The organism is Aquimarina sp. AU58, assembly GCF_900312745.1.
Lineage (GTDB): Bacteria > Bacteroidota > Bacteroidia > Flavobacteriales > Flavobacteriaceae > Aquimarina > Aquimarina spinulae.
Window position 1 is genome coordinate 142,596 of the sequence record NZ_OMPD01000009.1, and the last position, 25,927, is coordinate 168,522.

23 protein-coding genes and 1 tRNA gene are annotated in these 25,927 nt (G+C 33.2%); 18 read left to right on the plus strand and 6 right to left on the minus strand.

All coding sequences use genetic code 11. From position 1 onward, the window contains the following. The first annotated feature begins 103 nt into the window (after positions 1-103). From topA to DK441_RS07390, 7 genes are all read left to right on the plus strand, one after another. Entirely contained in the window at positions 104-2,605 is a 2,502-nt protein-coding gene (gene topA / locus DK441_RS07360) for a type I DNA topoisomerase (RefSeq protein WP_109098145.1), read from the plus strand. 8 nt (positions 2,606-2,613) lie between these two features. Continuing rightward, positions 2,614-3,777, plus strand: coding sequence for a formimidoylglutamase (locus DK441_RS07365; protein ID WP_109098146.1), 1,164 nt, complete (start codon positions 2,614-2,616; stop codon positions 3,775-3,777). 110 nt (positions 3,778-3,887) lie between these two features. Continuing rightward, positions 3,888-5,261 (plus strand): gliding motility lipoprotein GldK, encoded by a 1,374-nt coding sequence (gene gldK, locus DK441_RS07370; RefSeq protein WP_074407272.1) that lies wholly within the window; start codon positions 3,888-3,890, stop codon positions 5,259-5,261. 78 nt (positions 5,262-5,339) lie between these two features. Then, on the plus strand, positions 5,340-5,966 hold the full coding sequence (gene gldL, locus DK441_RS07375) for a gliding motility protein GldL (RefSeq protein WP_108809001.1): 627 nt from the start codon (positions 5,340-5,342) through the stop codon (positions 5,964-5,966). Between the two features lie 49 nt (positions 5,967-6,015). Further along, positions 6,016-7,563: a gliding motility protein GldM gene (gene gldM, locus DK441_RS07380; RefSeq protein ID WP_109098147.1), complete on the plus strand. Its 1,548-nt coding sequence runs from the start codon at positions 6,016-6,018 to the stop codon at positions 7,561-7,563. Positions 7,564-7,582: 19 nt separating this feature from the next. Next, complete coding sequence (gene gldN, locus DK441_RS07385) at positions 7,583-8,473, plus strand: gliding motility protein GldN (RefSeq protein WP_109098148.1); 891 nt, start codon at positions 7,583-7,585, stop codon at positions 8,471-8,473. Positions 8,474-8,683: 210 nt separating this feature from the next. After that, on the plus strand, positions 8,684-9,730 hold the full coding sequence (locus DK441_RS07390; protein WP_109098149.1) for an FAD-binding oxidoreductase: 1,047 nt from the start codon (positions 8,684-8,686) through the stop codon (positions 9,728-9,730). Here the strand turns inward: DK441_RS07390 and DK441_RS07395 are convergent. Next, positions 9,725-10,111, minus strand: a complete 387-nt coding sequence (locus DK441_RS07395; RefSeq protein WP_109098150.1) for a DUF983 domain-containing protein — start codon at positions 10,109-10,111, stop codon at positions 9,725-9,727. The genes DK441_RS07390 and DK441_RS07395 overlap by 6 nt on opposite strands. A 57-nt stretch (positions 10,112-10,168) precedes the next feature. Here DK441_RS07395 and DK441_RS07400 point away from each other — a divergent pair, with 57 nt between their 5' ends. The 6 genes from DK441_RS07400 (at position 10,169) to DK441_RS07425 (ending at position 18,993) form a co-directional block, all read left to right on the plus strand. Then, a complete protein-coding gene (locus DK441_RS07400; protein ID WP_109098151.1) occupies positions 10,169-12,091 on the plus strand; it encodes an ABC-F family ATP-binding cassette domain-containing protein in 1,923 nt (640 codons plus the stop codon). A 173-nt stretch (positions 12,092-12,264) separates the two neighbouring features. Next, a complete protein-coding gene (locus DK441_RS07405; protein ID WP_109098152.1) occupies positions 12,265-13,422 on the plus strand; it encodes an efflux RND transporter periplasmic adaptor subunit in 1,158 nt (385 codons plus the stop codon). After that, positions 13,419-16,643, plus strand: coding sequence for an efflux RND transporter permease subunit (locus tag DK441_RS07410; RefSeq protein WP_109098153.1), 3,225 nt, complete (start codon positions 13,419-13,421; stop codon positions 16,641-16,643). The genes DK441_RS07405 and DK441_RS07410 overlap by 4 nt, the downstream gene beginning before the upstream one ends. After that, positions 16,612-17,982 carry a TolC family protein gene (locus DK441_RS07415; RefSeq protein ID WP_235015725.1) on the plus strand — a complete coding sequence of 457 codons (1,371 nt, stop codon included), beginning with the start codon at positions 16,612-16,614 and terminating at the stop codon, positions 17,980-17,982. The genes DK441_RS07410 and DK441_RS07415 overlap by 32 nt, the downstream gene beginning before the upstream one ends. A 565-nt stretch (positions 17,983-18,547) precedes the next feature. After that, positions 18,548-18,730 (plus strand): CPXCG motif-containing cysteine-rich protein, encoded by a 183-nt coding sequence (locus DK441_RS07420; protein WP_074407281.1) that lies wholly within the window; start codon positions 18,548-18,550, stop codon positions 18,728-18,730. Between the two features lie 190 nt (positions 18,731-18,920). Next, positions 18,921-18,993: transfer RNA gene (locus DK441_RS07425), tRNA-Met, on the plus strand. On the opposite strand, the gene DK441_RS27260 is transcribed toward DK441_RS07425, so the two are convergent. The 4 genes from DK441_RS27260 to DK441_RS07440 all read right to left on the minus strand — a co-directional run bounded on the left by DK441_RS27260 (position 18,953) and on the right by DK441_RS07440 (position 21,963). Beyond that, complete coding sequence (locus DK441_RS27260; protein ID WP_109098584.1) at positions 18,953-20,596, minus strand: recombinase family protein; 1,644 nt, start codon at positions 20,594-20,596, stop codon at positions 18,953-18,955. The genes DK441_RS07425 and DK441_RS27260 overlap by 41 nt on opposite strands. Then, positions 20,593-20,757: a hypothetical protein gene (locus tag DK441_RS26465; RefSeq protein ID WP_160111980.1), complete on the minus strand. Its 165-nt coding sequence runs from the start codon at positions 20,755-20,757 to the stop codon at positions 20,593-20,595. The genes DK441_RS27260 and DK441_RS26465 overlap by 4 nt, the downstream gene beginning before the upstream one ends. Before the next feature lie 389 nt (positions 20,758-21,146). Next, positions 21,147-21,743: a hypothetical protein gene (locus DK441_RS07435; RefSeq protein WP_160111981.1), complete on the minus strand. Its 597-nt coding sequence runs from the start codon at positions 21,741-21,743 to the stop codon at positions 21,147-21,149. Between the two features lie 4 nt (positions 21,744-21,747). Then, a complete protein-coding gene (locus tag DK441_RS07440) occupies positions 21,748-21,963 on the minus strand; it encodes a hypothetical protein (protein ID WP_109098156.1) in 216 nt (71 codons plus the stop codon). Between the two features lie 594 nt (positions 21,964-22,557). On the opposite strand from DK441_RS07440, the gene DK441_RS07445 reads away from it, so the two are divergent. Together DK441_RS07445 and DK441_RS07450 are read left to right on the plus strand one after the other, a co-directional pair. After that, complete coding sequence (locus tag DK441_RS07445; protein WP_160111982.1) at positions 22,558-23,211, plus strand: hypothetical protein; 654 nt, start codon at positions 22,558-22,560, stop codon at positions 23,209-23,211. A gap of 14 nt (positions 23,212-23,225) precedes the next feature. After that, on the plus strand, positions 23,226-23,423 hold the full coding sequence (locus tag DK441_RS07450) for a hypothetical protein (RefSeq protein WP_109098158.1): 198 nt from the start codon (positions 23,226-23,228) through the stop codon (positions 23,421-23,423). Positions 23,424-23,426: 3 nt separating this feature from the next. Here the strand turns inward: DK441_RS07450 and DK441_RS07455 are convergent, their stop codons facing one another. Next, entirely contained in the window at positions 23,427-23,873 is a 447-nt protein-coding gene (locus DK441_RS07455; RefSeq protein ID WP_109098159.1) for a hypothetical protein, read from the minus strand. 230 nt (positions 23,874-24,103) lie between these two features. Between DK441_RS07455 and DK441_RS07460 the strand changes: the two genes are divergently transcribed. From DK441_RS07460 to DK441_RS26470, 3 genes are all read left to right on the plus strand, one after another. Beyond that, positions 24,104-24,310 (plus strand): hypothetical protein, encoded by a 207-nt coding sequence (locus DK441_RS07460; protein ID WP_109098160.1) that lies wholly within the window; start codon positions 24,104-24,106, stop codon positions 24,308-24,310. A 189-nt stretch (positions 24,311-24,499) separates the two neighbouring features. Next, on the plus strand, positions 24,500-24,763 hold the full coding sequence (locus DK441_RS07465) for a hypothetical protein (RefSeq protein ID WP_109098161.1): 264 nt from the start codon (positions 24,500-24,502) through the stop codon (positions 24,761-24,763). Between the two features lie 125 nt (positions 24,764-24,888). Beyond that, positions 24,889-25,062 (plus strand): hypothetical protein, encoded by a 174-nt coding sequence (locus DK441_RS26470; RefSeq protein WP_160111983.1) that lies wholly within the window; start codon positions 24,889-24,891, stop codon positions 25,060-25,062. Positions 25,063-25,927 lie beyond the last annotated feature (865 nt).

Consider the following 25,927-nt stretch of genomic DNA (forward strand, 5'->3'; position numbering starts at 1 on the left):
AAGAAACCTGCTGATCAGCAGGTTTTTTTTGAACTAATTTTTTTGATAAAGAATCTTGATATCAAAAAATTGATATACTTTTGTCGTCAGAAATTAAAGGACTATGGCTAAGAATTTAGTGATTGTGGAGTCGCCTGCTAAGGCCAAAACAATAGAGAAGTTTCTTGGAAAAGATTATACAGTTGCATCCAGTTTTGGACATATTGCAGATTTACCTTCCAAAGAATTAGGGGTTGATGTCGAAGGGGATTTTAAACCCAAATATATCGTCTCCAAGGATAAGAAAGATGTCGTAAAAAAGCTGAAAGATCTTTCTAAGAATGCTGATATGGTATGGCTGGCAAGTGATGAGGACCGAGAGGGAGAGGCTATTGCATGGCACCTTGCAGAGACTCTTAAATTAGATAAAGACAGAACGCGTCGTATTGTTTTTCATGAGATTACTAAAAATGCTATTCTTAAAGCAATAGAGAATCCTCGTTCTATAGATTATAACCTTGTAAATGCACAACAGGCCAGACGTGTTTTGGACCGTTTGGTTGGGTATGAGCTGTCTCCTGTGTTATGGAGAAAGGTAAAAGGAGGGTTGTCTGCAGGAAGAGTGCAATCTGTTTCGGTACGATTGATAGTAGAACGAGAACGTGATATTTTAGGTTTTAAACCAGAAGCTTCATATAGAATTGATGCAGAATTTTCTAATCAAGCTGGTAAATCTTTTAAAGCTAAGCTTCCTAAAAATTTTAAAACCAAAGAAGAAGCAGAAGCATTTTTAAAGAAAAACCTAGGAGCATCGTTTAAGGTAGCAGATCTTTCTACAAAACCTGCAAAAAAATCACCAGCTCCGCCATTTACAACATCAACATTACAGCAAGAGGCTTCAAGAAAATTGTACTTCTCTGTGAGTAAAACAATGACGATGGCGCAGCGATTGTATGAAGCAGGTTTGATTACATATATGAGAACAGATAGTGTTAATCTATCTACAGAAGCTCAAAATGGTGCGAAAGCAGAAATTGATTCTGCCTATGGTAATGAGTATAGCAATCCAAGACAATATAAAGGAAAATCTAAAGGAGCACAAGAAGCTCACGAAGCAATACGCCCTACAGATTTTTCAAGACATAGTGTAAATGTTGATTATGATCAACAACGTTTGTATGAATTGATTTGGAAACGAGCTATTGCTTCGCAAATGAGTGATGCCAGATTAGAACGAACTAATGTAAAGATTGATGCCAACACACATAAAGAGCAATTTACTGCCAATGGAGAAGTGATAAAGTTCGAAGGCTTTTTAAAAGTATACTTAGAAGGGAATGATGATGAGGATGAAGAGCAAGAAGGAATCCTTCCTGCAATGAAAGAGCAAGAAAGCTTGTTTAATAAATATATTTCCGCAACAGAAAGATTTACAAGAGCGCCAGGGCGATATACAGAAGCTTCGCTAGTTAAAAAATTAGAAGAACTGGGAATAGGAAGACCATCAACATATGCTCCTACGATTTCTACAATTCAGAATAGAAACTACGTAGAAAAAGGAGCTAAAGAAGGAGAGGTTCGTAATTATATTCAAATGATTCTCTCGGGAGATGCTGTGAATGAGAAAAAGCTATCTGAGAAAGTAGGTAGCGATAAAGGGAAATTAATCCCAACAGATGTAGGGATGGTTGTAAATGATTTTTTGGTAAATCATTTTGCTTCAATTCTTGATTATAATTTTACTGCAAAAGTAGAGCAGGATTTTGATGAAATAGCAGAAGGTCAGGAAGATTGGACTCATGTGATGAGAGAATTTTATCAAGAGTTTCATCCAAGAGTAGAGGATGTATCACAGAATGCAGAGCGAGAAGTGGGAGAGCGTATTTTGGGAGAAGATCCGGCTACAGGTAAAGTAGTAAGTGTGCGATTAGGGAAATTTGGACCAATGGTTCAGATAGGTACTGCCGATGATGAAGACAAACCAAAATTTGCTAGTTTACCTCCTGGACAAACATTAAGTGGTATTACCTATGAAGAAGCAATGGATTTGTTTCAGCTGCCAAAAGAACTTGGTGTGTATAAAGGAGAAACTATTGTAGTTAATAATGGTCGTTTTGGACCCTATGTGCGTTTTGGCGAAAAATTTGTTTCCTTAGAAAAAGGAGAAGATCCATTAAGTACTTCTTTAGATAGGGCTATTGAGTTAATCGACGCTAAAGAAAAAGCTGATGCACCTATATATGTATATGAAAACCTTCCTGTTCAAAAAGGAAAAGGCCGATTTGGCCCCTTTATTAAGTGGAACGGAATGTTTATCAATGTAAATAAGAAGTATGACTTTGATAATCTATCTGATGATGATATCGTGTCACTTATAGAAGAGAAGAAGCAAAAAGAAATTGATAAGGTTATTCATAATTGGGAAGAAGAAGGGATTCGAGTTGAAAAAGCCAGATGGGGTCGTAGTAATATTATAAAAGGTAAAGTTAAAATTGAACTGCCTAAGACCGTTGATGCTACAAAATTAACGTTGGATAAAGTAAAAGATCTCATAGAGAAAAATGCTCCCAAGAAAAAAACTGCAGCAAAAAAGAAAACTACAAAAAAGACCACTAAAAAGAAATAAACCAATATATGTCTTTCGAATTTCTTATACCAGTTAGTGATTTAGTTACTGCTCATACTAATTTACTTTCTGAACATGCATTAGGAAATCAAATTAAAATTCATACAACAACTAGTGGAGTACCTGATCTGGAAAAAATAGATGTTGCTATTCTCGGTATTCGGGAGAATAGGAATGATATTAATTTTTTGGGTGAAAACTTAAATTTTGATACTATTCGTAAATCGTTATACGAGCTTTATCCCGGGAACTGGAGTACTAATATGGTGGATCTGGGAGATATCACTCCAGGTAATGAAGTTAGCGATACGTACTATTTGGTGCAGGAAGTATTGTCTGCATTATTGGTGAAAAATATTATCCCCATCATTATTGGGGGGAGTCAAGATTTAGTCTATGCGCAATATAGATCATTCGATATTTTAGAGCGAATGGTAAATTTGGTTAACGTAGATAGTAAATTTGACTTAGGAAATTCTTCTAAGCCGATCACGAATACTTCATTTGTAGGTAAAATTATTGTAGAACAACCGTATAATTTGTTTAACTATAGTAATATAGGGTATCAAACGTATTTTAATACTCAAGAAGAAATTGATCTGATAGAAAAATTATATTTTGATGCTTATCGTTTGGGAGAGGTTATTTCAGATGTAACTGTTGTAGAGCCAATTATGCGAGATGCCGATATTGTTTCTATAGATTTAGGAGTTGTTAATTCTACAAGTTTAAGCGGGTATGCTGCTTCTCCTAATGGTTTTGATGGTCGCGAAATTTGTGCGATTTCGAGATATGCAGGAATAAGTGATAAGGTTAAAAGTTTTGGAATTTATGAATTTAAAAACTTTAAAAACGAAGAAACGGCTTCCTTATTGATCGCTCAGATGATATGGTATTTTGTAGAAGGAATCAATTACAGATCTAACGAAATTGATATTAAAAATTTAAAAAGTACACTGCATTATAATGTGCCGATAGAAGACGAAATTTTGTCTTTTTATAAAAGTATTATGACCGGAAGATGGTGGATAGAAATACCATTTATTTCATCTGGTAATAATAAATTGAAAAGACATACGTTATTACCTTGCACATACAACGATTATGAGCGTGCTTGTAATCAAGAAATACCTGAAAGATGGTATAAGGCAAAACAAAAAAACGAAGTTTAACATTTTTATTAGGTCGATTTAAGGTTTTTTTTAGAAAAAAATTGTTTTTCTGGAAATAAATAAATAGGTTTACGTCCTTAAATCTAGAAGATCTTAACCTAAAACACGTTATGAAGAAATTTGTATCACTCTTTGCTATTTTAGCAATGCTCTACAGTTGTGGTGGTGGAAACCGAGGAGAACTGGTAGGAGCACAAGGGAAAAAATGGCACCCGCAAAAACCATATGGTATGGCCCTCATCCCCGGAGGTTCATTTATTATGGGTAAGTCGGATGATGATAAAGCAGCACTTGCAAATGCCCCTACAAGAATGGTTACGGTTCGTTCTTTTTACATGGATGAAACTGAGGTGACTAATAGCGAGTATAGACAATTTGTAAATTGGGTTCGCGATTCTGTTATTAGGATGAGGCTAGCAATAATGGCTGATGAGCTGGGTAAAACCCCAGGTGATGACGGTATTGGAGAATTTGCATTCCTAGATGCTGATACCGAAAATATGTCCGTCTATGAAAAATATATGTACGATAACTATAGTGGTACAGGAGAAACTGGCTACGAAGGTAGAAAACTTAATAAGGATGTAGATATCGAATGGGATATAAATGATTATCCCGATGAGTTTTATGCCGAAGTTATGGATACTATGTATATTCCTCTAGAAGAATCTTATAATGGTAGACGTACTTTAGATGTAAGTAAATTTGAATTCAGATTTACATGGATGGATATTCAGGCGGCTGCACGTGCTAGAAAAGGAGGAAGAAAAGATTTTGTAAAAGAAGAAGTTATAAAAGTATATCCAGACACTACAGTTTGGATTAAAGATTTTAACTACTCATATAATGAGCCTATGCATAATGATTATTTTTGGCATAGTGCATATGATGACTACCCGGTAGTGGGTGTTTCTTGGGAACAAGCTAGAGCCTTCTGTCGTTGGAGAACTATCGAGAAAAATACCTACCAAAAGAAAAAAGGTAAAGAATTTGTGAATTACTTCAGACTGCCTACAGAGGCAGAATGGGAGTATGCCGCTAGAGGAGGCCTTGAGTCAGCTACGTATCCATGGGGAGGCCCATATGCGTTAAATGATAGAGGTTGCTTCTTAGCAAACTTTAAGCCTCTTAGAGGAAACTACGCAGCAGATAACTTTTTATATACTGTAGAAGCCAAAACATTCGACCCTAATGATTATAACCTATATAACATGGCCGGTAATGTTTCTGAGTGGGTACAGTCGTCTTATGATCCCGCAGCTTACGAGTATGTGTCATCAATGAACCCAAATGTCAATGATGATGAAAACAAACGTAAAGTTGTACGTGGAGGATCCTGGAAAGATGTTGCTTACTTCCTACAGGTAAGTACCAGAGATTACGAATACGCAGATTCTGCGAGGAGTTTTATCGGATTTAGAACAGTTCAGGACTACATGGGTACTGAATCAACTGGAGAAGCTAATACTCAAAATCAAAACTAAGTCCCAAAATTTTCTATCAACTTAATTACTAACCCTTTTTTAAAACTTAAGATTTAAAAAAAACAAAACAAATTTATTATGGCAAATTCAAAAGCAAGCAAGAAATTAATGAACATGGTCTACGGTCTGGGAGCAGCCGTTGTAATATTAGGTGCACTTTTTAAAATTATGCACTGGCCATTTGGTAATGAAATGCTTATTGTTGGTTTGATTACAGAAGCATTAGTATTTACTGTTTCTGCATTCGAACCTGTAGATAATGATCTAGATTGGTCTCTAGTGTATCCTGAATTAGCAGGAGGAAACAAAAAAGACAAAAAAGAGAAAGAAACTCCAGAAGGATTATTGTCTCAAAAATTAGACGATATGCTTAAGGAAGCTAGACTTGATACTAATCTTATGAGTAGTCTTGGTGATAGTATCCGTAATTTTGAAGGAGCAGCAAGAAACCTTGGTCCTACAACAGATGCTATAGAAGGAACTAAAAAATATAGTGAAGAGATGGCAAGTGCAGCGTCGCACCTTGAATCTTTAAATAGTTTATACAAGGTTCAGTTAGAATCTTCTGCACGTCAGGCTGAAGCTAACCAGGCTATTGCTGAAAACGCAACTAAGCTTCAAAGTCAAATGGAAAGCCTTGCTAGTAACCTTTCTTCGCTTAATGGAGTATATGGTGGTATGTTAACTGCAATGAACAGAAGTTAACATTTTTTAATTAAATATTTTATAATAACTACCAAAATCTAAAAAGAATATGGCAGGAGGAAAATTATCCCCAAGGCAGAAGATGATTAACCTGATGTACTTGGTTTTCATCGCGATGATGGCATTAAATATGTCAAAAGAAGTATTAACTGCATTTGGTTTAATGTCAGAAAAATTGACAGAATCAAATGAGTTGGCTACTCAACGAAATACTGGATTTATGGCGGGTCTGGCCGAAAAGGTTTCAGAACAGCCAGAAAAATATACCCCGTTAAAAGCAAAAGCAGATCAGATAAGTGTTTTATCTAATGAGTTTAACTCATATCTTGATCAACTTAAAGCAGAATTGGTTGACGATAGAGAAGATCCTACGGATTATGAAACTATGGATAGACCAGATAGATTAGACCAAAAGTTTTTTGAAGGTGGTAAGGTTACTGCCGGGGCTCAGGAATTTTTGGATAAAATCACAAAATATAGAGATGGTGTATCTGCTGCAATCAAAGAAGTAAAAGAAGTAGATGCTTCGGTTGCTGATGATGTGATTAAAACCTTTTCTACAAATGATGTAAAAGACAGATCCGGAGTAACTAAAAAATGGTTAAATTATAACTTTGAAGGATTTCCTTTGGTTGCTTCTTTAACTAAGCTTACTCAAATGCAAGCTGATGTTAAAACAACAGAAAGTAAAGTGCTTTCAGCTTTATTAGCTGGACAACAAGCGTCTGAACTTTCTTTTAGTAACTATGAGGCGATTGTAGTTGCAGATAAAACAGCTTTCTTTAGTGGCGAAAGTTTTAAAGGTAGAATCGTTCTTGGACGTTTTGATGCTACACTAAAACCAACCAAAGTAACGGTTAATGGTAAAGAGCAAACAGAAGTTACAAACGGACAAATCATGTTAGATTTCCCTGCAGGAAATGTTGGAGAAAGAGATGTGGCTGGAGAACTTCAATTTAAAGAAGGAGATTCTACAGTAACGATTCCGATTAAGAGTTCATATACTGTAATTCCTAGACCAAATTCTGCTGTAATTTCTGCAGATAAAATGAATGTGGTGTATCGTGGAGTTAATAACCCAATGACTATTTCTATTCCTGGTGTACCAGCTGTAAATGCTTCTGCCCCTGGACTAAGAAAAGTTGGAGGAGCAGGAAAATATATGATGAATGTTACTGCTGTAAAAGCTCGTGAAGTTAGTATTAAAGTTAGTGGTAAACTAGCAAATGGTACTACAGTAAGCGATAGTAAGAAATTTAGAATTAAAGGTATACCAAGACCTGTAGGAACAGTACGTGGTGAAGATGGAGCAATCAAAATGGCAAGAAATGCCTTAGAAATTTCATCTGTAGGTGCTATTCTGCCTGATTTTGACTTTGATATTAAATTGAAAGTTACTGGATTTAAATTTAAAGTAGAAGGACAGCCAACAGTAAGTGTTCCTGGAGGAAGGCTTAATGCTAAAGCAAAATCAGCTTTGCGTAAAGCGAAAAGAGGTTCTTCTGTTCAAATTATTGATATAAAAGCACGGTTAGCTAATAGCTCTGGATATAAATTGAAAAAAATATCTCCGGTTATTATTGAGTTAACGAATTAAAAAATAAACTTACGTAGTTATGAATTTGAGAAATTTTGTATTAACCGTTTTTGGTCTATTGGTTTCTTCTCTTTCTTTCGGGCAGGCAAATGTTTTAAATGCCAATAATCCTGATGAGATTGGAAAGAAAACTCAAGAACAGATTTTATATGACAATGATCGTCCCTTAGAGTACGGATATGTAGATAAACGTGATGTATTGTGGGCAAAAACCACTTGGGAAACTATTGACCTTGATGAGCGAATAAATTTCCCATTGTACTATCCTATTGATACATTTAATATTGGTGCTAATCGTCGATCTTTATATGATGTATTGGTAACAAATATCAAAAACGGAAAAATCAAGAATATTTATTCAGATTCATATTTTACTGAGACACGTACTTTTGAAGATCTTCAGTCCACAATGTCTAAAATCGATACTACCGATTTAGGATTTGAGCAGTATAATGCTGGAGAAGAAGTAGATCCTCAGTACATTAACAGAAGAGATATTGCTTCTCAGGATATTTCAGAGTATAAAATAAGAGGATATTGGTATTTTGATAAAAGACTAGGGGAATTAAGATACAGATTGCTTGGATTAGCACCTGTAGCACCCGATGTTAACTTTATCGATGATGATGAGCCAGATATGGTAGCCTTATTTTGGATATGGTATCCTGATGCCAGAGAAATATTGCATAATGCAATGGCATTTAATAGGAAAAATACATCAATGCCTTTTACGTATGATCATATCCTTAATGCAAGACGCTTTAATTCTGTGATTTATAAAGAAGATAATATTCAAGGTGACCGCGAAATCAAAGATTACGTTATTGATAACGCTTTGATGCAACTTCTTGAAAGTGAAAGAATTAAGGAAAGTATCCGAAATTTTGAAATGGATATGTGGAGTTATTAACGACTCTGATATTCTTCAATAAATAATAGATGAAACGCCCAACTATAGTTGGGCGTTTTGTTATTTTTGAACTATGCTAATATGAGTTTGAGATCATAAAACGATTTGATCTAAACGATTTTTACGAATTAGGTTATAATCTCAAACTTACATTTTATGATTGTATTATTTATTAATGAGTACTGCCAGTTACATAAATTAAGAAATTAAATGCTATTAGATTATATTGTTGTAGGGTTAGGATTATCGGGATTATCTTTTGTAGAGGAATTAGAAAGTCATAACAAATCATATGTAGTTTTTGAAGACGCTTCACAGAAATCATCGAGAGTAGCAGGAGGCCTGTATAACCCCATAATTTTAAAACGCTTTACGATGGCTTGGCAAGCCTCACGGCAACTTGAAACAGCAGTTTCTTTTTATAAAAATGTAGAAACAAAACTTCAGAAAACGTTAGTTTCAGAACTTCCGATATTACGTAGATTTAATGCCGTAGAGGAGCAAAATAACTGGTTTGAAGCTTGTGATAAACCCCTTTTAGGAGAATTTCTTTCTTCAGAATTGATCCGAAATACTAATCCGGCGCTAGATATTCCATTTCATTATGGAAAAGTAAAACATACCGGGAAAATTGATATCAGCAATATGCTTTCTGCCTATGCGAAAGAACTTAAAGAAAACAATATTTTAATCGATGAATCCTTTGAGTATGATAAAATCACCGTAACGGAAGATTATATTCAATATAAAGAAATAAAATGCAGACATATTGTATTTGCTGAGGGTTATGGAGTAAAAAACAATCCATTTTTTAATGATCTGCCATTATATGGTAATAAAGGTGAATATATTATTATTAAGTCTGAAGCACTTAAGCAAAAGGAAGCGATAAAATCTTCGATATTTATTATCCCTCTGGGAGAGGATTTGTATAAAGTGGGAGCAACATATAACAATCAGGATAAATCTCCAGAAATAACAACTACTGCTAGGGAAGAATTGCAAAAAAAGCTGGAAAAATTTTTAAAAGTGCCCTACAAAGTAGTGAATCAGGTAGCAGGAATACGTCCTACAGTTAAAGATCGAAGACCTTTGATAGGAACGCATACGAGGTATGCTAATATGCATATTTTAAATGGTATGGGGAGTAGAGGCATCCTCTTGGCTCCTACTATGGCAAAAGAGCTATATAACCATATAGAAAAAGGAATTTCTTTAGACAAAGAAATAGATTGTAAACGGTATAGTAACCTATGAAGAATGCTCTTCTTTTTTGTAATGCATAAAAAAGTTGATCCATATATTTCGGGATAACCTTAAAATAACTGGCAAAAAAGCAATCATCGTTATAGAAATTATAATAAAAGTAGCCACTAGATCAAGCTTAAAAATGAGATTACTAATCACAAAAGCCGCAACCGCAAAAGCAATCCCTACAGGATAACTCACATACATAGCTCCGTAAAAAAAAGAAGGTTCTATTTTATATTTGGTGCCACAATGACTACAGCGTTCCTGCATTTTTAAAGTTTGGCTTAATTTATAAGGGTTAGATTCCTTATACATACTTTCTTCCTGGCATACAGGGCAGCTACCAGTTATAATGCTATAAATTTTTGTTCCTTTTAAGAAGTTCATGAGCGTTTTTATTCTAACGCAAAATTAATCATCTTTGCACAAAATATTCAAAAGCAGATGTTAAACATACATAACTTATCGATTTCGTTTGGAGGAGAGTACCTTTTTGAAGAAATAAGCTTCAGATTAAATGCAGGAGATCGAGTTGGATTGATAGGAAAGAATGGTGCAGGAAAATCTACCATGCTTAAGATTTTGTCTAAAGAGCAAGAACCAGATTCTGGTCAGATTGCTATGGATAAAGAGGTGAAGATTGGTTTTTTAAAGCAAGATATAGATTTTGTATTAGGGCGTACAGTTTTAGAAGAAGCCTATGAAGCGTTTATAGAAATTAAAAAAGCAGAACGAGATATCGATGCAATTAATGCTCAACTAGCAGAACGCACAGATTACGAAAGTGAAAAATATAACCAGCTAATTGCCGATTTAAGTGATCTTACACACCATTATGAGATCATGGGTGGGTATAACTATCAAGGAGAAACAGAAAGGGTTTTACAAGGCCTCGGGTTTGCTCGCGAAGATTTTAATAAGCTTACAGATACATTCTCTGGTGGATGGCGTATGAGAATCGAACTAGCAAAGTTGTTATTACAGAATAACGATATTTTACTATTAGATGAGCCTACAAACCATCTAGATATAGAATCTATTATCTGGCTAGAGAATTTTTTAAAAAATTATGCCGGAGTAGTAGTTATTGTTTCGCATGATAAAATGTTTCTGGATAATGTAACCAATAGAACTATAGAAATCTCTTTGGGACGTATTTATGATTATAACAAACCTTATTCTAAATATTTGGTGCTTCGTAAAGAAATAAGAGAGCAACAACTGGCTACACAAAAGAATCAATCTAAGCAGATAGAACAGACCGAAAAGCTGATCGAGAAGTTTAGAGCCAAAGCTTCTAAAGCTTCTATGGCACAATCTTTAATTAAGAAATTGGATAAGATTGATAGAATAGAAGTAGATGAAGATGATAATGCAGTAATGAATATTAGTTTTCCTATACATGTACAACCAGGAAAAGTAGTTATTGAAGCCGATAGTGTAAGCAAAAGTTATGGTGATAAAGAAATTCTAAAGGACATCGATTTACTGGTAGAGAGAGGATCTAAAATAGCATTTGTAGGTCAGAATGGTCAGGGTAAATCAACATTGGCTAAGATTATTATTGATGAAATTGCTTATACAGGAGAGTTTAAGTTGGGTCATAATGTTCAGATAGGGTATTTTGCTCAGAATCAGTCAGAATATCTAGATGGAGAATTAACTGTTCATGACACTATGATCCATGCAGCCGATGAAAAAACACGAACCAAGGTTCGTGATATGTTAGGATCCTTCTTGTTTAGAGGTGATGAAGTGGATAAAAAGGTAAAAGTGCTTTCTGGAGGAGAGAGAAACCGATTAGCACTATGTAAAATGCTCTTACAACCTTTTAATGTATTGGTGATGGATGAACCAACAAACCACTTGGACATCAAATCTAAAAATGTATTAAAAGAAGCTTTGAAAAATTTTGATGGAACCCTGATTTTGGTATCGCATGATAGAGATTTTCTGCAAGGATTAAGCAATACAGTTTATGAATTTAAGGATAAAAAAATCAAAGAATATCTCGGGGATATAAATTTCTACTTAGAAGAAAAAAGAATAAATGATCTAAGAGATATAGAAAAGAAAGATAAGCAAGAGAAAACAACTTCTGATACCAAAGAAACAGCAAAACAATCTTATCAGGATCAGAAAAAAGTGAAATCACTTGGCAATAAGTTGAGTAATATAGAATCTAAAATCAATAAACTCGAAAGAGAAATTAAAGAAATTGATGTAGAACTGGCGGTCAATTACGATCAAACTATTGCGCAACCTAACTTTTTTGATAATTACCAGGCAAAAAAAGATCTCCTGTCTTCTCTAATGGAAGATTGGGAAACATTACAAGAAGAAATGGATGCATTAAACAATGCATAAGGAGTTGTTTTATATTGTCTTCTAATTTTTATTATCGTGACTCTATATGGCTAAACCTATTTTGTAGTGTAAAAGTCTCTCGTATTAACTTTTATGAGTTCTTTAACTGCATCCCAAGGGTGTGGTTGATAGCTTTGTAGCGATTCTACAAAAAGTGTGGTTACCGATATACTATGAGAAAAATTATACTTTCAATTCTTGGGATACTTTTAATTGTGGCAGCTTATTTTGGTGCAAAAAAAATAATAGACAGTAAAAAACGACCCAAACCCAAATCTGCAAAAGTGATAAAAACTGTTTTTGTAGATACTGTAAAAAACAAAACGATTCCTATTCAAATTGCAGCAAATGGTAATTTAACTGCAAAAAGAAGGTTAGAGCTATATGCTGAAGTTCAGGGGATTTTTAAAGGAGGAACTCATTTATTTAAACCCGGCCAAAAATATCAAAGAGGACAGGCATTGATAAGGATTGATGCATCAGAATATTATGCTAGTGTGCAATCTGCCAAGAGTAATTTATACAATCTGGTAACTTCTATTATGCCGGATTTGCGACTGGATTATCCAGATATTTATGAAAAATGGCAAGGATATCTCAATACCTTTGATATGAGTAAAGCCACACCAAAACTGCCAGAAGTTACTTCAGAAAAAGAAAAATATTTTATAACAGGAAGAAATATTTATACCACCTATTATAATGTAAAAAACCTGGAGCAGCGATTGGCAAAATATACCATCTCTGCCCCTTTTAATGGGGTACTTACCGAAGCTCTGGTCACCGAGGGAACTTTAATTCGGCAGGGACAAAAATTAGGAGAGTACATAGATACCAAAGTATATGAAATGCAGGTTGCTATAGGCAAGGAATATGGAGATCTGCTTCGTATTGGAGAATCGGTAGAACTTTCTAACCTTAATAAAACAAAGACGTTTACAGGAAAGGTGTCCAGGATTAATAGTAGTGTTAATCAGGCCACCCAGACCATTACAACTTTTATCGAAGTAGCAGATCCATCTCTTAGAGAAGGGATGTACCTCGAGGCCAATCTTGATGCTAAGAAAGAAGAAAATGCTATCGAAATCGAAAGAGGATTGCTTCAGGAAGGGGATAAGATATTTGTGGTAAGAGACAGTATTCTTGATATTATAGATGTACAACCTGTATATTTTTCTGATAAAAAAGTAGTGCTTAAGGGAGTTCCTGAAGAGACCGTAATTTTATCCAAAAGTGTTCCGGGAGCATATGCCGGGATGTTGGTTTCGGTATATAGAGTTAAAAAATCAGAAGCAAAAAATAAACCGAATCGTAACGGCATTAAGCAATGAGAAAAGTAATAGCATATTTTATTAAGTATCATGTAGCCGTTAATGTAATTGTCATTGCATTTTTAGTCTTTGGAGTTTTAGGAGCTTTATCTTTAAAGTCTTCATTTTTCCCTTTGGTAGGCTCCAAAATTATTAATATTAATATTGCATACCCGGGTGCTTCGCCACAAGAGATCGAAGAAGGAGTTGTTCTTAAGATCGAAGATAATCTTAAAGGACTTGATGGGATAGATAGAGTGACTTCGACCTCAAGAGAGAATAGTGGTACAATTACAGTAGAAATCAATAAGGGTGAAAATATAGATTTCATGCTTTTGGATGTGAAAAATGCAGTAGACCGGGTGCCTTCGTTTCCGATAGGAATGGAACCTTTGGTTGTTGCAAAACGGGAAGAAGTACGACAAACGATTAGTTTTGCAGTTAGCGGAAAAGATATCCCTCTGGCAACATTAAAACAAATTGGCAGACAGATTGAAAATGACCTACGCGCTATAGAAGGGATATCGCAGATTACAATATCTGGATATCCTCAAGAAGAGATAGAAATAGCGGTAGATGAAAATAGTCTTTTGGCCTATAACCTTACTTTTAATGAAGTATCTCAATCGGTAAGTAATGCTAATATTCTGGTTACCGGAGGAAATATTAAAACAAATGAAGAAGAATATCTGATTAGAGCAAATAATCGTTCGTATTATGGCAATGAGCTTTCTAACCTGATCGTGCGTGCAGATGCTACAGGTAGAACAATACGACTTAAAGATGTAGCAATGGTTAGAGACCGGTTCTCAGAGACTCCCAATGCGTCATATTTTAATGAAGATCTTTCTGTAAATATTACAGTTACCAGTACTAACAATGAAGACTTGATTACTTCAGCAGATAGTGTAAAAGAATATATTTCGGCATTTAATCAGAAATACAATAATGTACAACTCAATGTAGTTCGTGATTTGTCTATTACGCTAAATCAACGTACAGCTTTATTAACAGAGAATGCAATAATAGGAATGCTCCTAGTATTACTTTTTCTGTCTTTGTTTCTAAATACACGCTTGGCATTTTGGGTGGCATTTGGTTTACCTATTGCTTTTTTAGGGATGTTTATTTTTGCAGGGCAATTTGATGTAACTATTAATGTATTGTCCCTTTTTGGGATGATTATTGTGATAGGGATTTTGGTAGATGATGGTATTGTAATTGCAGAAAATATCTATCAACATTACGAAAAAGGAAAAAGCCCGGTACAAGCGGCTATAGATGGTACTATGGAAGTGATACCACCTATTATTTCGGCTATTATAACTACGATACTGGCATTTTCTACATTCCTATTTCTTGATGGAAGGATTGGAGAGTTTTTTAGTGAAGTTTCTACCATTGTGATTCTTACTTTGGTGGTTTCTTTAATCGAAGCTTTATTGATACTTCCTGCGCATTTGGCACATTCAAAAGCTTTAAGATCTAAAAATGATACTCCAAAAACCGGGCTAGCTAATTTCTTCTCAAAAATGAGGTATATTAATACATTCGGAGATAGAATTATGAAATGGTTTCGTGATAAAATGTATAGTCCGGCATTATTATTTACCATACGATACAAGCTACTAACATTTGCCTTTTTTGTTGTGGCACTTATTCTTACTATAGGTTCGATAGGAGGAGGAATAATCGGAGTAACTCTTTTCCCCAGAATAGCTAGTGATAGAGTTTCAGTAGATCTGGGAATGCCTAATGGGACTAATGAAAAAGTTACAGATTCTATCATTTCTATGATTCAGGAAAAAGCACAGATTGTAAATAAAGAATTAACCGAAGAGTTTTTGCAAGGAGAAGAGTATGAAGGAAAAGAGCTTTTCGAAAACATCATTAAGAATATCAACACCTCATCCAATGCTTCATTAAATATCAATATGTTGCCTGGTGAGGAGCGACCTGATGCTATAAATTCGGCATTGGTTGCGAATCGTTTACGCGAAAAAGTAGGTCCGGTCTTTGGAACAGAAAGATTGATTTATGGGTCGGGAGGTAATTTTGGTGGAAGTCCGGTATCAGTTTCATTATTGAGTAATAATATAAAAGAACTAAAAGCAGCAAAAGCAGAACTTAAAAAAATATTAATAGATGATCCAAGGTTAAAAGATGTAGCCGATAATGATCCCGCAGGGATTAAAGAAATTCGATTGCAGCTAAAAGACAATGCATACCTTCTGGGACTAGATTTGCGTAGTGTAATGAATCAGGTGCGCTCTGGTTTTTTTGGAATACAGGCACAGCGTTTTCAAAGAGGGCAAGATGAGATTAGAGTTTGGGTACGGTATGATCGTGAAAATAGATCGTCGATTAATGATCTTGATGAAATGCGTATAGCAACTCCTGGTGGAGATAGAGTTCCACTACAAGAGATAGCTACTTATACTATAGAACGAGGAGATGTATCTATTAACCATTTAGAAGGGCGACGAGAAATACAGATTTCATCAGATCTTAAAGATCCCAGTCAAAGTGCAACCGATATTCTTACAGAGATCAGAACGATTATTATACCCGATTTACAAACTAAATATCCTACAATTACAGCTTCTTTTGAAGGGCAGAATCGTGAGGCCTCAAAAATATCTAAATCTGCTGGAATTGTATTTCCCATAGTATTCTTCCTGATCTATATAACGATTGCTTTTACGTTTAGAAGCTATAGTCAACCCTTATTACTATTATTATTAATACCATTTAGTCTAACAGCAGTAGCATGGGGGCATTTTATCCATGGTTTTTCGATTAATGTATTATCTGCATTAGGGATTATTGCATTGATCGGAATTATGGTAAATGATGGTTTGGTATTGATAGAGAAATTTAATAGTTATCTTAGAGAAGGATATAAGTTTAACGATGCTTTGTATGAGGCAGGTCGTTCTCGTTTTCGAGCTATATTTCTTACTTCACTTACTACTATTGCCGGGTTAGCGCCTCTATTATTAGAAAAAAGCAGGCAAGCACAATTTTTAAAACCTATGGCAATTTCTATTGCTTACGGGATTGGTTTTGCGACCGTATTAACCCTATTGTTGTTACCATTGTTTTTATCGTTTAGTAACAATGTGAAAGTAGGCACCAAGTGGTTAGTTACCGGAAATAAGATCACCAAAGAAGAAGTAGAACGTGCCATTAAAGAACAAAAAGAAGAGAATGAAGAGCATCATGAATTGCAAGGGAAGTAGCATACTAAAATTAGTGTTCTTTCTGTTTTTGATTTCTGGAAATGTAATCAGTCAGCAATTAACAAAGCAGGAAGCTATACGACTTACCTTAGAAAATAACTTTGGAATATTAATCGCTACCAATACTATAGCCGTGGCAAAAAACAATAAAGGAATTCTTAATTCTGGATATTTGCCTACATTAACGGGTAATGCCGGAGCGAATTATCAATCGGCTACATCGAATACTAATTTTCAGGGAGCAATAGATCAAAATACAGGGGAACCACGAGCTGATATCAAGATCGAAGATGCCGAAACGCAACGGTATAATGCAGGGCTGAATCTTAATTATACGTTGTTTGATGGTTTGGGACGTTTTTATAATTATAAAAGATTAAAAGAACAATATAACCTTACAGAATTACAAGCCAGGGAAACTATAGAAAATACAATTTTACAGTTGTTCTCTGTATATTACGAAGTAGCCAGGCTGTCTGAAAATGTAGAAATTCTCGAAGAAACACTTCGTATTTCGAAAGAACGTATTCTAAGATCTAATTATCAGTTTGAGTATGGCCAGAATACAAAACTTAATGTACTTAATGCAGAAGTAGATGTAGCAAATGATAGTATTAATTTACTAAATACAAGACAACAATTAGTAAATACAAAACGAGATCTAAATGTAATTTTGGATAATGATCTAGCACATGAATTTGAGGTAGATACCATTATAAAATTTATTCCAAAAATAGAACTAGAGGAGTATCTATCAAAATCAACAGAGAATAACATAACGCTTTTACAAAATGAAAGTAACATTCGAATTAGTGATTATGATATTAAAGTTAGTAAATCTGGATACTTACCTTCGATTGGATTAACAGGATCTTATGGTTGGAATCAAAACCGAAATCCACCATCGACATTCTTTCCTGGTAATATTTCGGATACCTACACACTAGGAGCAGGAGTAAGTCTTACCTGGAATCTTTTTGATGGAGGCACTACAATCACAAGAGTAAAAAATGCTAAAATAGCATTGGATAACCAGGAAATTATAAAAAATCAGATAGAGAAAGAGGTAAAAAGAGATATTGCCAATGCATTAGGAAATTATGAGAACCGTTTAAACGTATTTAAGATTCAGCAACAGAATGTAATCACGAATCAAAATAATTTTGAGCGTTCGCAAGAGCGTTTTAAACTGGGACAAATCACCTCTATAGAATTCAGGCAGGCGCAGATCAATCTGATTTTGGCAGAAACCAATAAGAATTCGGCAAAATACGATGCTAAAATTGCAGAACTTCAGTTATTGCAGCTAACCGGGCAATTGTTGAATATTGAATTTTAATACTACCTTCGAGCTAATGATATAACAAGCAATGTGATACGAAAACGTGTCACTCTGAGCCTGCCGAAGAACTAAGGTCACTTCGAGTAATTTTTTGAAGAAAAATTGTATCGAGAAGTAATTATAGATATAAGTTTTTCTTGTCTAGTCATTATACTATAGCAGGTGTTTTTATCCAAATATTAAGTTATAATCTCTTCTCTAATGCTAAAAAATTAAGAGTTTTTAATAGAGAGGGGTACTTATGAAGTACCCCCTCCCACTTATAGAAGTAGGGACCCCCTACTTCAAACAGAGGATGGTCCTCTCTCAGAGCTCGGTACCGCCTCTCTTTTTACTAGGCTTGTCTTCTGTTTGAAGTACCCCCAGGAGACTTCTGAAGTGGGTATGTGTTGTATCGCAACAAGATACCCCCACTTGTTGAAGAGGGTACCCCCACTATAGTAAGTACCCCCTCCTCACTTGTATAAGTACCTTTTTGCTGGTTTTGTGAGGCCTTTTAACAAGAACTGTTAAAATTAAACTCTTGATTACACAAAAGAATAAGAGGTATTATATTTAATTTATGTTCGAACACTATTTTCAATGTCCATATTGCTGGGAGGAGATTTCGATGCTCTTGGATCCTTCTGTACCGTACCAGGTATATGTTGAAGATTGCGAAGTATGTTGTAATCCTATGGAGTTGCATCCCCGATTTGAGGATCAGGAATTAGTATCTTTTGAAGCATTGAATATCGAACAATGACACTAAGTAGCTTACTTAAAGGCGGTTATAATATTTTTACTTTTTTTTAATAAAAATAGTATTGTTTAAATTAAAAATGGTTGTATATTTGCACTCCGATTGCAACAAAGGATTTTAAAGATCTAAGTAATCGAAAGTTCTTTATAAAATAAAATTTACAAATCAGGTTTCTGATTTACATAATATACATCGCGGGATAGAGCAGTAGGCAGCTCGTCGGGCTCATAACCCGAAGGTCACAGGTTCGAGTCCTGTTCCCGCTACTAAACAGGACAAGCCAGTATTTATACTGGCTTTTTCTTTTTTAGAAATCCCCATATCCCTTGTTATTGTTGAGTTTAGAGCGAATAATAAATTGATTTCATTGGTTAGATATTGCCTGTTTTCTGGGTTAATCGTTAAACCTTTAGGAAAAATCAATTCTTGCAGTTTGGTTTTTATTTCAAAACTTCCAAAAGCCCAGTATTTACCGATGTTTTGCGAAAAAACAATAATTGAGTTTACAAAATCATCAAGGTTAGATATTTTTTTGCTTTGACTTTTAAGATTTACATTTAATTGCAATAACTCTTTATCTATTTTCTCTTTGTATGACTTGTATGTATAATCATCAATTATGTCATTCATAAGTTTGTCCACCAATTTTTGGGACTTAGTTTTTAAAGCCTTTATACGCTTTTCTATTGTTTCTTTTAGTTCGTATTCATCATTATTATGATTTTTCAACAACAGCTTTATTTGCGCCTTAAACGGCTCTATAAGATGCTTATCTAATTTAAATGATTCCAACAACTCTATAAACGTATCGTGTACACCTTTTTTTAATGATCTTTTACTAGAATTTGCGTTTAAAGTGACTCCCTTACATTTTTGGCAAGTGTAATAGTGTAATTTTTTTTTCTTTACCTCATAGCTAGTTAATTTGTTATTGCAAGACATACATTTTAAAAACCCTGTTAGGGGTCTGTCAAGATTTTGTTTGCTTATCTCATAGCCTCTATTTCTAGGAGTGTCTAAAATTGCTTGTACTCTTTTAAAGTTAGTTATGGATACAATGGGCTTCCAATTTCCTTTTACAGGCTTATCCAGTAACTTATTTGTAGAGATACCGCAATAGGTAGCTTTACGCCATATTGTACTTAATTTCTGTTTGGATATGTTAAGGCCATAATTCGCCATTTTTTGCTGAATGATATAATCCTTTTCGCCGTTGGCTTTCATAAGCCATGCTTTTTTTAATAGTTTGCCATCTTCGTTGATTTCGATTTGCTGGTGTTCACTTCTTCTGCTAAACTCTGTAACCCTTGTACCTTTCAGTGTATATCCTAAAGGGGCTCTGCCTAAATAATTTCCATCTTCTAAAAATGTTTTCATACCAGGCAAAGTATGTTCCATTCGCTCCAAGTTTTCTTTTCTTGCCCTTAACAGTTTTTTTAGTATCTGATATTCGCCGTCTTGTGTTTCGGTAGAAATTCCAGAATTAACCTCTATAAGATGCACATTGTTTTGGTGTACCAACTCATTAGTAAGAGCTATTGCATTTGCTCCACTTCGTGAAAACCTATTCATTTTGTATATGAGTATGGCAAATGGCTTGTCTTTTGTTTTGGAAACTTCTGTAATTAGCTTTTTAAACTCTTTTCTTGTAAAATCTCCTTTTGCACTTTCGTAAGTTGCCCCAAAATATTTTGTTATTACTAAACCATTTTCAAGGGCGTATTCTTCTGCAAACTTCTTTTGATATTTCAGACTTTTGTTTACTTCTTGATCTTTACTGGAAACTCTGGTATATACCCAAACATTGTTATTTACAGTTGTTTGTTTTTCTGCTTTTACAATAAATTTTTCAAAATAATCTAAACTCATTTTTTGTTTTTCATTATGTCTATACCTATTACAGCTAATTTGTATAGTGATTTAATAATTCCTACAGCTTCTTCTTCAGTTAAATTTTCTAACCCTTCATAAGAACGTAGTTCATCAACTGTCAAAACCTTTACATCATTTTCTTGTTCTTGTGTTTCCATCTACTTCTATATTCGTTTTTACAACGAATATAGAAGGGCGAATTCCAGTAATATTACAGCTAGAAAATATTGTCTTTACCCAGAAAATATAGTCTTCAAAAAGACACAAACAGTACAATCAAAAAATTGATTTTTTCACCAAAAATGTCTTTTTTGGTGAAAATCAAGACCTTATTAAGACAATTTTTGAGCTTGTCTAATTTGGATAAAATTTGTAGGAAAACAAAGAAAACATCGACTTATTTAACTGAACTAGTTAAATAACGAATCTACTTAATGATTAAAATGATGTATAGAAATTGCTAGATTAAGTCTTAATAGTAGAAGTACCAATAACTACTTATACCCTGTTTTAGTCTCACAAAATAGTTGTAATAAAGTCAAAACTTTCAATTCCTCCTATGCTCCAACCACTTTAGAGTTCTATAATACGTTGTTTTTGATAAGCCAAACTCATGACAGACACGATCTCTGTTTTCATCCGGATTAACTCTTAAATACTCCCTAATCTCAATTGCTTTTTGTACAGATTCATCTTTTGGCCGGTCATGTCTACCTGATTTGCTTTTTCTTTTATGGTATGATCGTCTTTTAAGACGGTTAAGGTCAAAAATAGCATCATCAGCTTCTAGTTTCTCCATTCCTCTTTTGGTTTGTAGTACTCTGAAGGTCATGGATAATATCATATTGGTATCATGCTCTTGGATATAGTTAAAAACAAAAATAGAAATATCGAATTTTTTATACTCCTGAACCAATACTTTATCACCTATTAATTGAAGGATAATAGTCTTTTCTTTCTTAATAAAATCAACAGCTTCTTTTCTGGTCGTTTTTACTCCCAGAGAATTTTTAGTCTTTTTATAGTTGCCCCATTTCTTTTTGGCAAGATATCCCGAAAGGTTAGTTATTTCATTCATGGTTGCCAAACGTACCTCAAAATCATAAGTATCTTTAAAATTGTCTTTCATTACAAAATTCATCATTTATCTACGCTTTAGTTGATTCTACATCTTGGATTATCCAATTTTCTCCATAACAATTAGAAGATTTTAGTTGACTTCTAACATCTTCTTTTGCCCATTCTTTCAGTTCTTCGATGGTTATATCAGGATCGATATCTTTATAGTCTACAGTAAACACTTTTTGAAACCATTCTGGTCCCAATCCCTTTCTTATAGAAACATGTATAGTAAATGAATACATAAAAGTTGGTTTATTATCAAATGTACTAATAATTCCTTATCATAAACCTTTCGATTATTCTCTATAAATCTATATCTTATGATGAGTTAAATTATGGTTCGAAAAACTAATCACTCCTATAAAATTATTTGTTTTTAGCTAAATTATGGTTTTAACGTAATTAGTATATGGTTTTAATATATTGATTTTCAGTAAAATACATTCTTTTATTTTTAACTTTTGTTAGAAAAATGTCTTCATCTGACGTTTTAGAAGTCAAATTGGTGTAATGATTCACTATGCTAATCCTTGGGAAACCCTATTTTTTCGTTTTAGAGGACGCAAAAATAAACAGAAAAAACAAGAAAAATCCTATTAATTTTTTACTAATATTTACATAGTTTTGGTTTGTAAATCAGAGTATTACAACCTAAAAAGTCTTTTGTTTGCTTTTCCTTTTAACTAATAAAAATATCAATATGAAAACTAAATCTTTTTTTTTGACAATTCTTTTTTTATGTTTATCAACGTTGTTTTTAACAAGTTGCGAATCAGATAACCCAGATGACGAAATTTACCAAATCGACCAAGAAGAAGTTGAAGACCCAGGAGACCGTGGGAATAGTTAAAATAATATTTATTATGATTATTTTAGGTGCTGTACTTGGAAGTATTGCACCTTTTTTGCATATTTTTTATCCTAAAACAACAGTCGAAGTTTTAGAATTAAACAAAAGATATGATGAAGGAAAAATATCAAAACAGGAATACTTAGTCAATAAAAAAGTTTTAAAAGAAAAGTATAAGGTTTTTGGTTTTACTAATAAACGAAGATTCCTATTTGCTATTGGGTTGCCTATAGCTCTTTTTTGCTGTTCCTTTATTTTGATTTATATATCTAGATATATAAATGATAGGAATGCACGCCGAGCTACTATCAGTTCAGGTCTTTTATTTCAGTTTACTTCAATTTATTTTATTGCTTGGGTATTATGGCCATATACCTATGAGGAAAGAGATTTTAGTAGATCAGCATATTATACAGTTATCGTTTTCTCTTCAATTTTGATGACTTTAACAATTTTTCAATTTCAAAAATCACTATCTAGTTATAATGCCAAAATCCGAGAACTTGTAAGTTTTATTGCCGGAACAAGGCAGCAATTTTTTGTTAATATTGAAAAACATGAATCTGAAAAAGAGATAGAAATTCAGAAAAAGAAGTTCGATCAAGAAATGTATAACACTTTTGAAAAGATTGTAGATTAAATAATATTTGATAAATGGATAATAAACGCCGAAAACAAATATTAGATAAGTTGAGAAGATCAAATCAAATATTTGATCTTGATTATAATTCCTTTGAAAAAGATTTGGAAATGGAATTGGAGAATGAATTTAGGAAGAAAAAGGATGAATTAATTTCTCTTCTATATGAGAAAGAATTACTCAAACTCAAAATAGAAAATAGCTTATGTTAAGTATCAGTTTGATTCTTCAGCTAGTTTAGAAACTTGTTCTTTTAATTGTTCAATTTCTTTCCTTACTTCGCCCATTTCTTTGTCTGCAAATAGTAGCTTTGTAAGTTTTTGAAAGCTCTTATAGGATTTAAATTCTGTAACATTATCATAAACGTAGTCAATGATTTCTATTTTATCAAAATCATCTAAATTAAGCTTTACTGGAAGATTATATTCTATTTCTCCTAAATTTTTATCATTTAGAAGCATTTCACCTTTACCTGTTACTAACCAAACAGGATTTAAATCAGTATAGATTGTAAGAATATTTTCTATCACATTAGACCCAATACTCTTATTGTTCTTAACTGCTTTAGAAATACTCCCTCTACTTGCTTTGATACTATTCTCAAACAAATAATAGCTAATATCTTTTTCAGCAATATATTGCCCTAATCTTTTTACTATCATAAGAAAAAAGTCTTATAAAATTTTCTAAACTAAGAAAATAATCATATATTTGTGTATGATTAAAACAAATGTATGAAAATTTTACACTACTGATACGAAGTTTGTATTTCATTGTTTGTTAATCATTTTAACGTAAAACCCACATACTTGCATAAAACGCAATTTTAATAAAGAGAAAAACATCCCACTTAGAATTTCTCTTGACTAATTAATATGGTAAACTCATATTTATGAAAAAGAGTAGAAGACAAAGAGTAGAAGAACTTCTCCTTGAAGAAAAAGATATCTTATGTATACTCCCATTCGAAAGGAAACTAGGTTTTTCTAGAGGTATAATTTATAAGTTCATAAAATATCACAGAAAGCTTAGTACATCAGAAATTAAAAAAATTGACCATTATTTTCAGGAAGTTATTGATAGATATCAAGAAGAATAAAAAATATAACCCCCTAAAATTGTAAGCATCGAAAAAGTTCCTCTAGTAGTTTTCTTTTATAAAATACAACGCCTATCTCTGATAGGTTACAAAAATACTTTAGTGTCTTTTTAAAAAATATAAAACCGAGAAACTCCAAAAGTTAAATGTAAAATGATAAAGTAACAAGAATCCCAAAAATAAAAAAACATGAAAACAAGTCTACCGGTTGCAATACAAAACCATCGAGAGAAACCTTTTGAACAGAAAGTATTTAAATTGTTGTCGATAAACCCTACTCTTTTTAACACCTGTGTAAAAGAACATAGAGGCTATGCTCTTCTTCTTCGTATTTGGATAGAAGAAAAGTATCACAATGGTAACACAGCATTAGAAGTTGCAGAAATGATAAAAAAATCAAAATTACGTATAGAAGCTATAAAATCAGGTCACCCTCTTTACATAGCAGTATAAACAATCAAGACTTTTAACTAAAAGGCAAAACAGGAGTAATTGGCATACTACAGTAAAGTTGAGTTTGTGTAAATACCCCTGTATGCACTATAAGATTACTCCTGTACCTTTTTAATCCAATTTTTATGCTTCCAGATAACATAAACGACATACCACCAAAAGTATTATATACCATATTAAAAGTATTAGGTATCGATATTGGTGAATTTATGTGCAAGCTTTTAAATGATAGTCCAAAAGAAATTATGATGTACGCTAAAATATATGCTTTATACATGATGCAAGAACAACAATGCTAAATGTAAAATGTAAAACCGAAAAATGTAAAAGTCAGAAGTCAGGTGTTGGAAGCCAGAGGTTGTCCGTCAATTAAAAACTTAGATTCTTTACTTTTTTGTCTCTTTGAAACTACTAAATGTAAAATGATAAATGTAAAAGTATGAAGTATAACGTATATCATCTTAATACTCAATACTAATATCTCAATACTATTTTTTTGCCTCAATATTGATATGGGGTGCTTGAAATAACTGGGTTAAACTTAGGTTATGTTTTTTTAATATAGCTATTGTAATTCAAGTACCCTGATATCATAAATGAATGCTGAATAACGAATGACAAATTATGGGTTACGAATTATGAGTGATAAATGTAGAAGTCAGATGTTAATTAAAACTTAGATTCTTTGCTTCTTTGTCTCTCTGAAACTTTGAAGCTTTGAAAAAAAACAGTGTTACGGATTTCCATAAATATACGATACGGTAAAACCATAATTTTGTCTTTTACTTTTAAACAATTTGATAAAGATGGTATATGTATTAAAAGATTAAAGTTTACTGAGGCAAAAAATAATTAAAAATATTTTCCCCAGTTTCAAAAAATGAAACTGGCAAAGTTTATTATTGTAACATATGGATTATAAACACGGTAAAATAATCTGTATTTACCATATAAGTGAAATAAAATATAATGAAAATATTTTTTTATTTCAAAAACAGGTAAAAAATACTTTTATAAGAACTTAAAAACAAAATAATGATTTGATAAACAGGTGATTAACTATGGATCGAGCCTATTCTTATTGTGGAAAGCCATCGATATATACATTTTGTTTTTCAAAGACACAGGGTGTTTTCCCCCTATTATATGTATTGGTTATCAACA

Coding starts and splice junctions, on each gene's coding strand:
- topA (WP_109098145.1), top strand. CDS start 104: ATGGCTAAGAATTTAGTGATTGTGGAGTCGCCTGCTAAGGCCAAAACA.
- DK441_RS07365 (WP_109098146.1), top strand. CDS start 2,614: ATGTCTTTCGAATTTCTTATACCAGTTAGTGATTTAGTTACTGCTCAT.
- gldK (WP_074407272.1), top strand. CDS start 3,888: ATGAAGAAATTTGTATCACTCTTTGCTATTTTAGCAATGCTCTACAGT.
- gldL (WP_108809001.1), top strand. CDS start 5,340: ATGGCAAATTCAAAAGCAAGCAAGAAATTAATGAACATGGTCTACGGT.
- gldM (WP_109098147.1), top strand. CDS start 6,016: ATGGCAGGAGGAAAATTATCCCCAAGGCAGAAGATGATTAACCTGATG.
- gldN (WP_109098148.1), top strand. CDS start 7,583: ATGAATTTGAGAAATTTTGTATTAACCGTTTTTGGTCTATTGGTTTCT.
- DK441_RS07390 (WP_109098149.1), top strand. CDS start 8,684: ATGCTATTAGATTATATTGTTGTAGGGTTAGGATTATCGGGATTATCT.
- DK441_RS07395 (WP_109098150.1), bottom strand. CDS start 10,111: ATGAACTTCTTAAAAGGAACAAAAATTTATAGCATTATAACTGGTAGC.
- DK441_RS07400 (WP_109098151.1), top strand. CDS start 10,169: ATGTTAAACATACATAACTTATCGATTTCGTTTGGAGGAGAGTACCTT.
- DK441_RS07405 (WP_109098152.1), top strand. CDS start 12,265: ATGAGAAAAATTATACTTTCAATTCTTGGGATACTTTTAATTGTGGCA.
- DK441_RS07410 (WP_109098153.1), top strand. CDS start 13,419: ATGAGAAAAGTAATAGCATATTTTATTAAGTATCATGTAGCCGTTAAT.
- DK441_RS07415 (WP_235015725.1), top strand. CDS start 16,612: ATGAAGAGCATCATGAATTGCAAGGGAAGTAGCATACTAAAATTAGTG.
- DK441_RS07420 (WP_074407281.1), top strand. CDS start 18,548: ATGTTCGAACACTATTTTCAATGTCCATATTGCTGGGAGGAGATTTCG.
- DK441_RS27260 (WP_109098584.1), bottom strand. CDS start 20,596: ATGAGTTTAGATTATTTTGAAAAATTTATTGTAAAAGCAGAAAAACAA.
- DK441_RS26465 (WP_160111980.1), bottom strand. CDS start 20,757: ATGGAAACACAAGAACAAGAAAATGATGTAAAGGTTTTGACAGTTGAT.
- DK441_RS07435 (WP_160111981.1), bottom strand. CDS start 21,743: ATGATGAATTTTGTAATGAAAGACAATTTTAAAGATACTTATGATTTT.
- DK441_RS07440 (WP_109098156.1), bottom strand. CDS start 21,963: ATGTATTCATTTACTATACATGTTTCTATAAGAAAGGGATTGGGACCA.
- DK441_RS07450 (WP_109098158.1), top strand. CDS start 23,226: ATGGATAATAAACGCCGAAAACAAATATTAGATAAGTTGAGAAGATCA.
- DK441_RS07455 (WP_109098159.1), bottom strand. CDS start 23,873: ATGATAGTAAAAAGATTAGGGCAATATATTGCTGAAAAAGATATTAGC.
- DK441_RS07460 (WP_109098160.1), top strand. CDS start 24,104: ATGAAAAAGAGTAGAAGACAAAGAGTAGAAGAACTTCTCCTTGAAGAA.
- DK441_RS07465 (WP_109098161.1), top strand. CDS start 24,500: ATGAAAACAAGTCTACCGGTTGCAATACAAAACCATCGAGAGAAACCT.
- DK441_RS26470 (WP_160111983.1), top strand. CDS start 24,889: ATGCTTCCAGATAACATAAACGACATACCACCAAAAGTATTATATACC.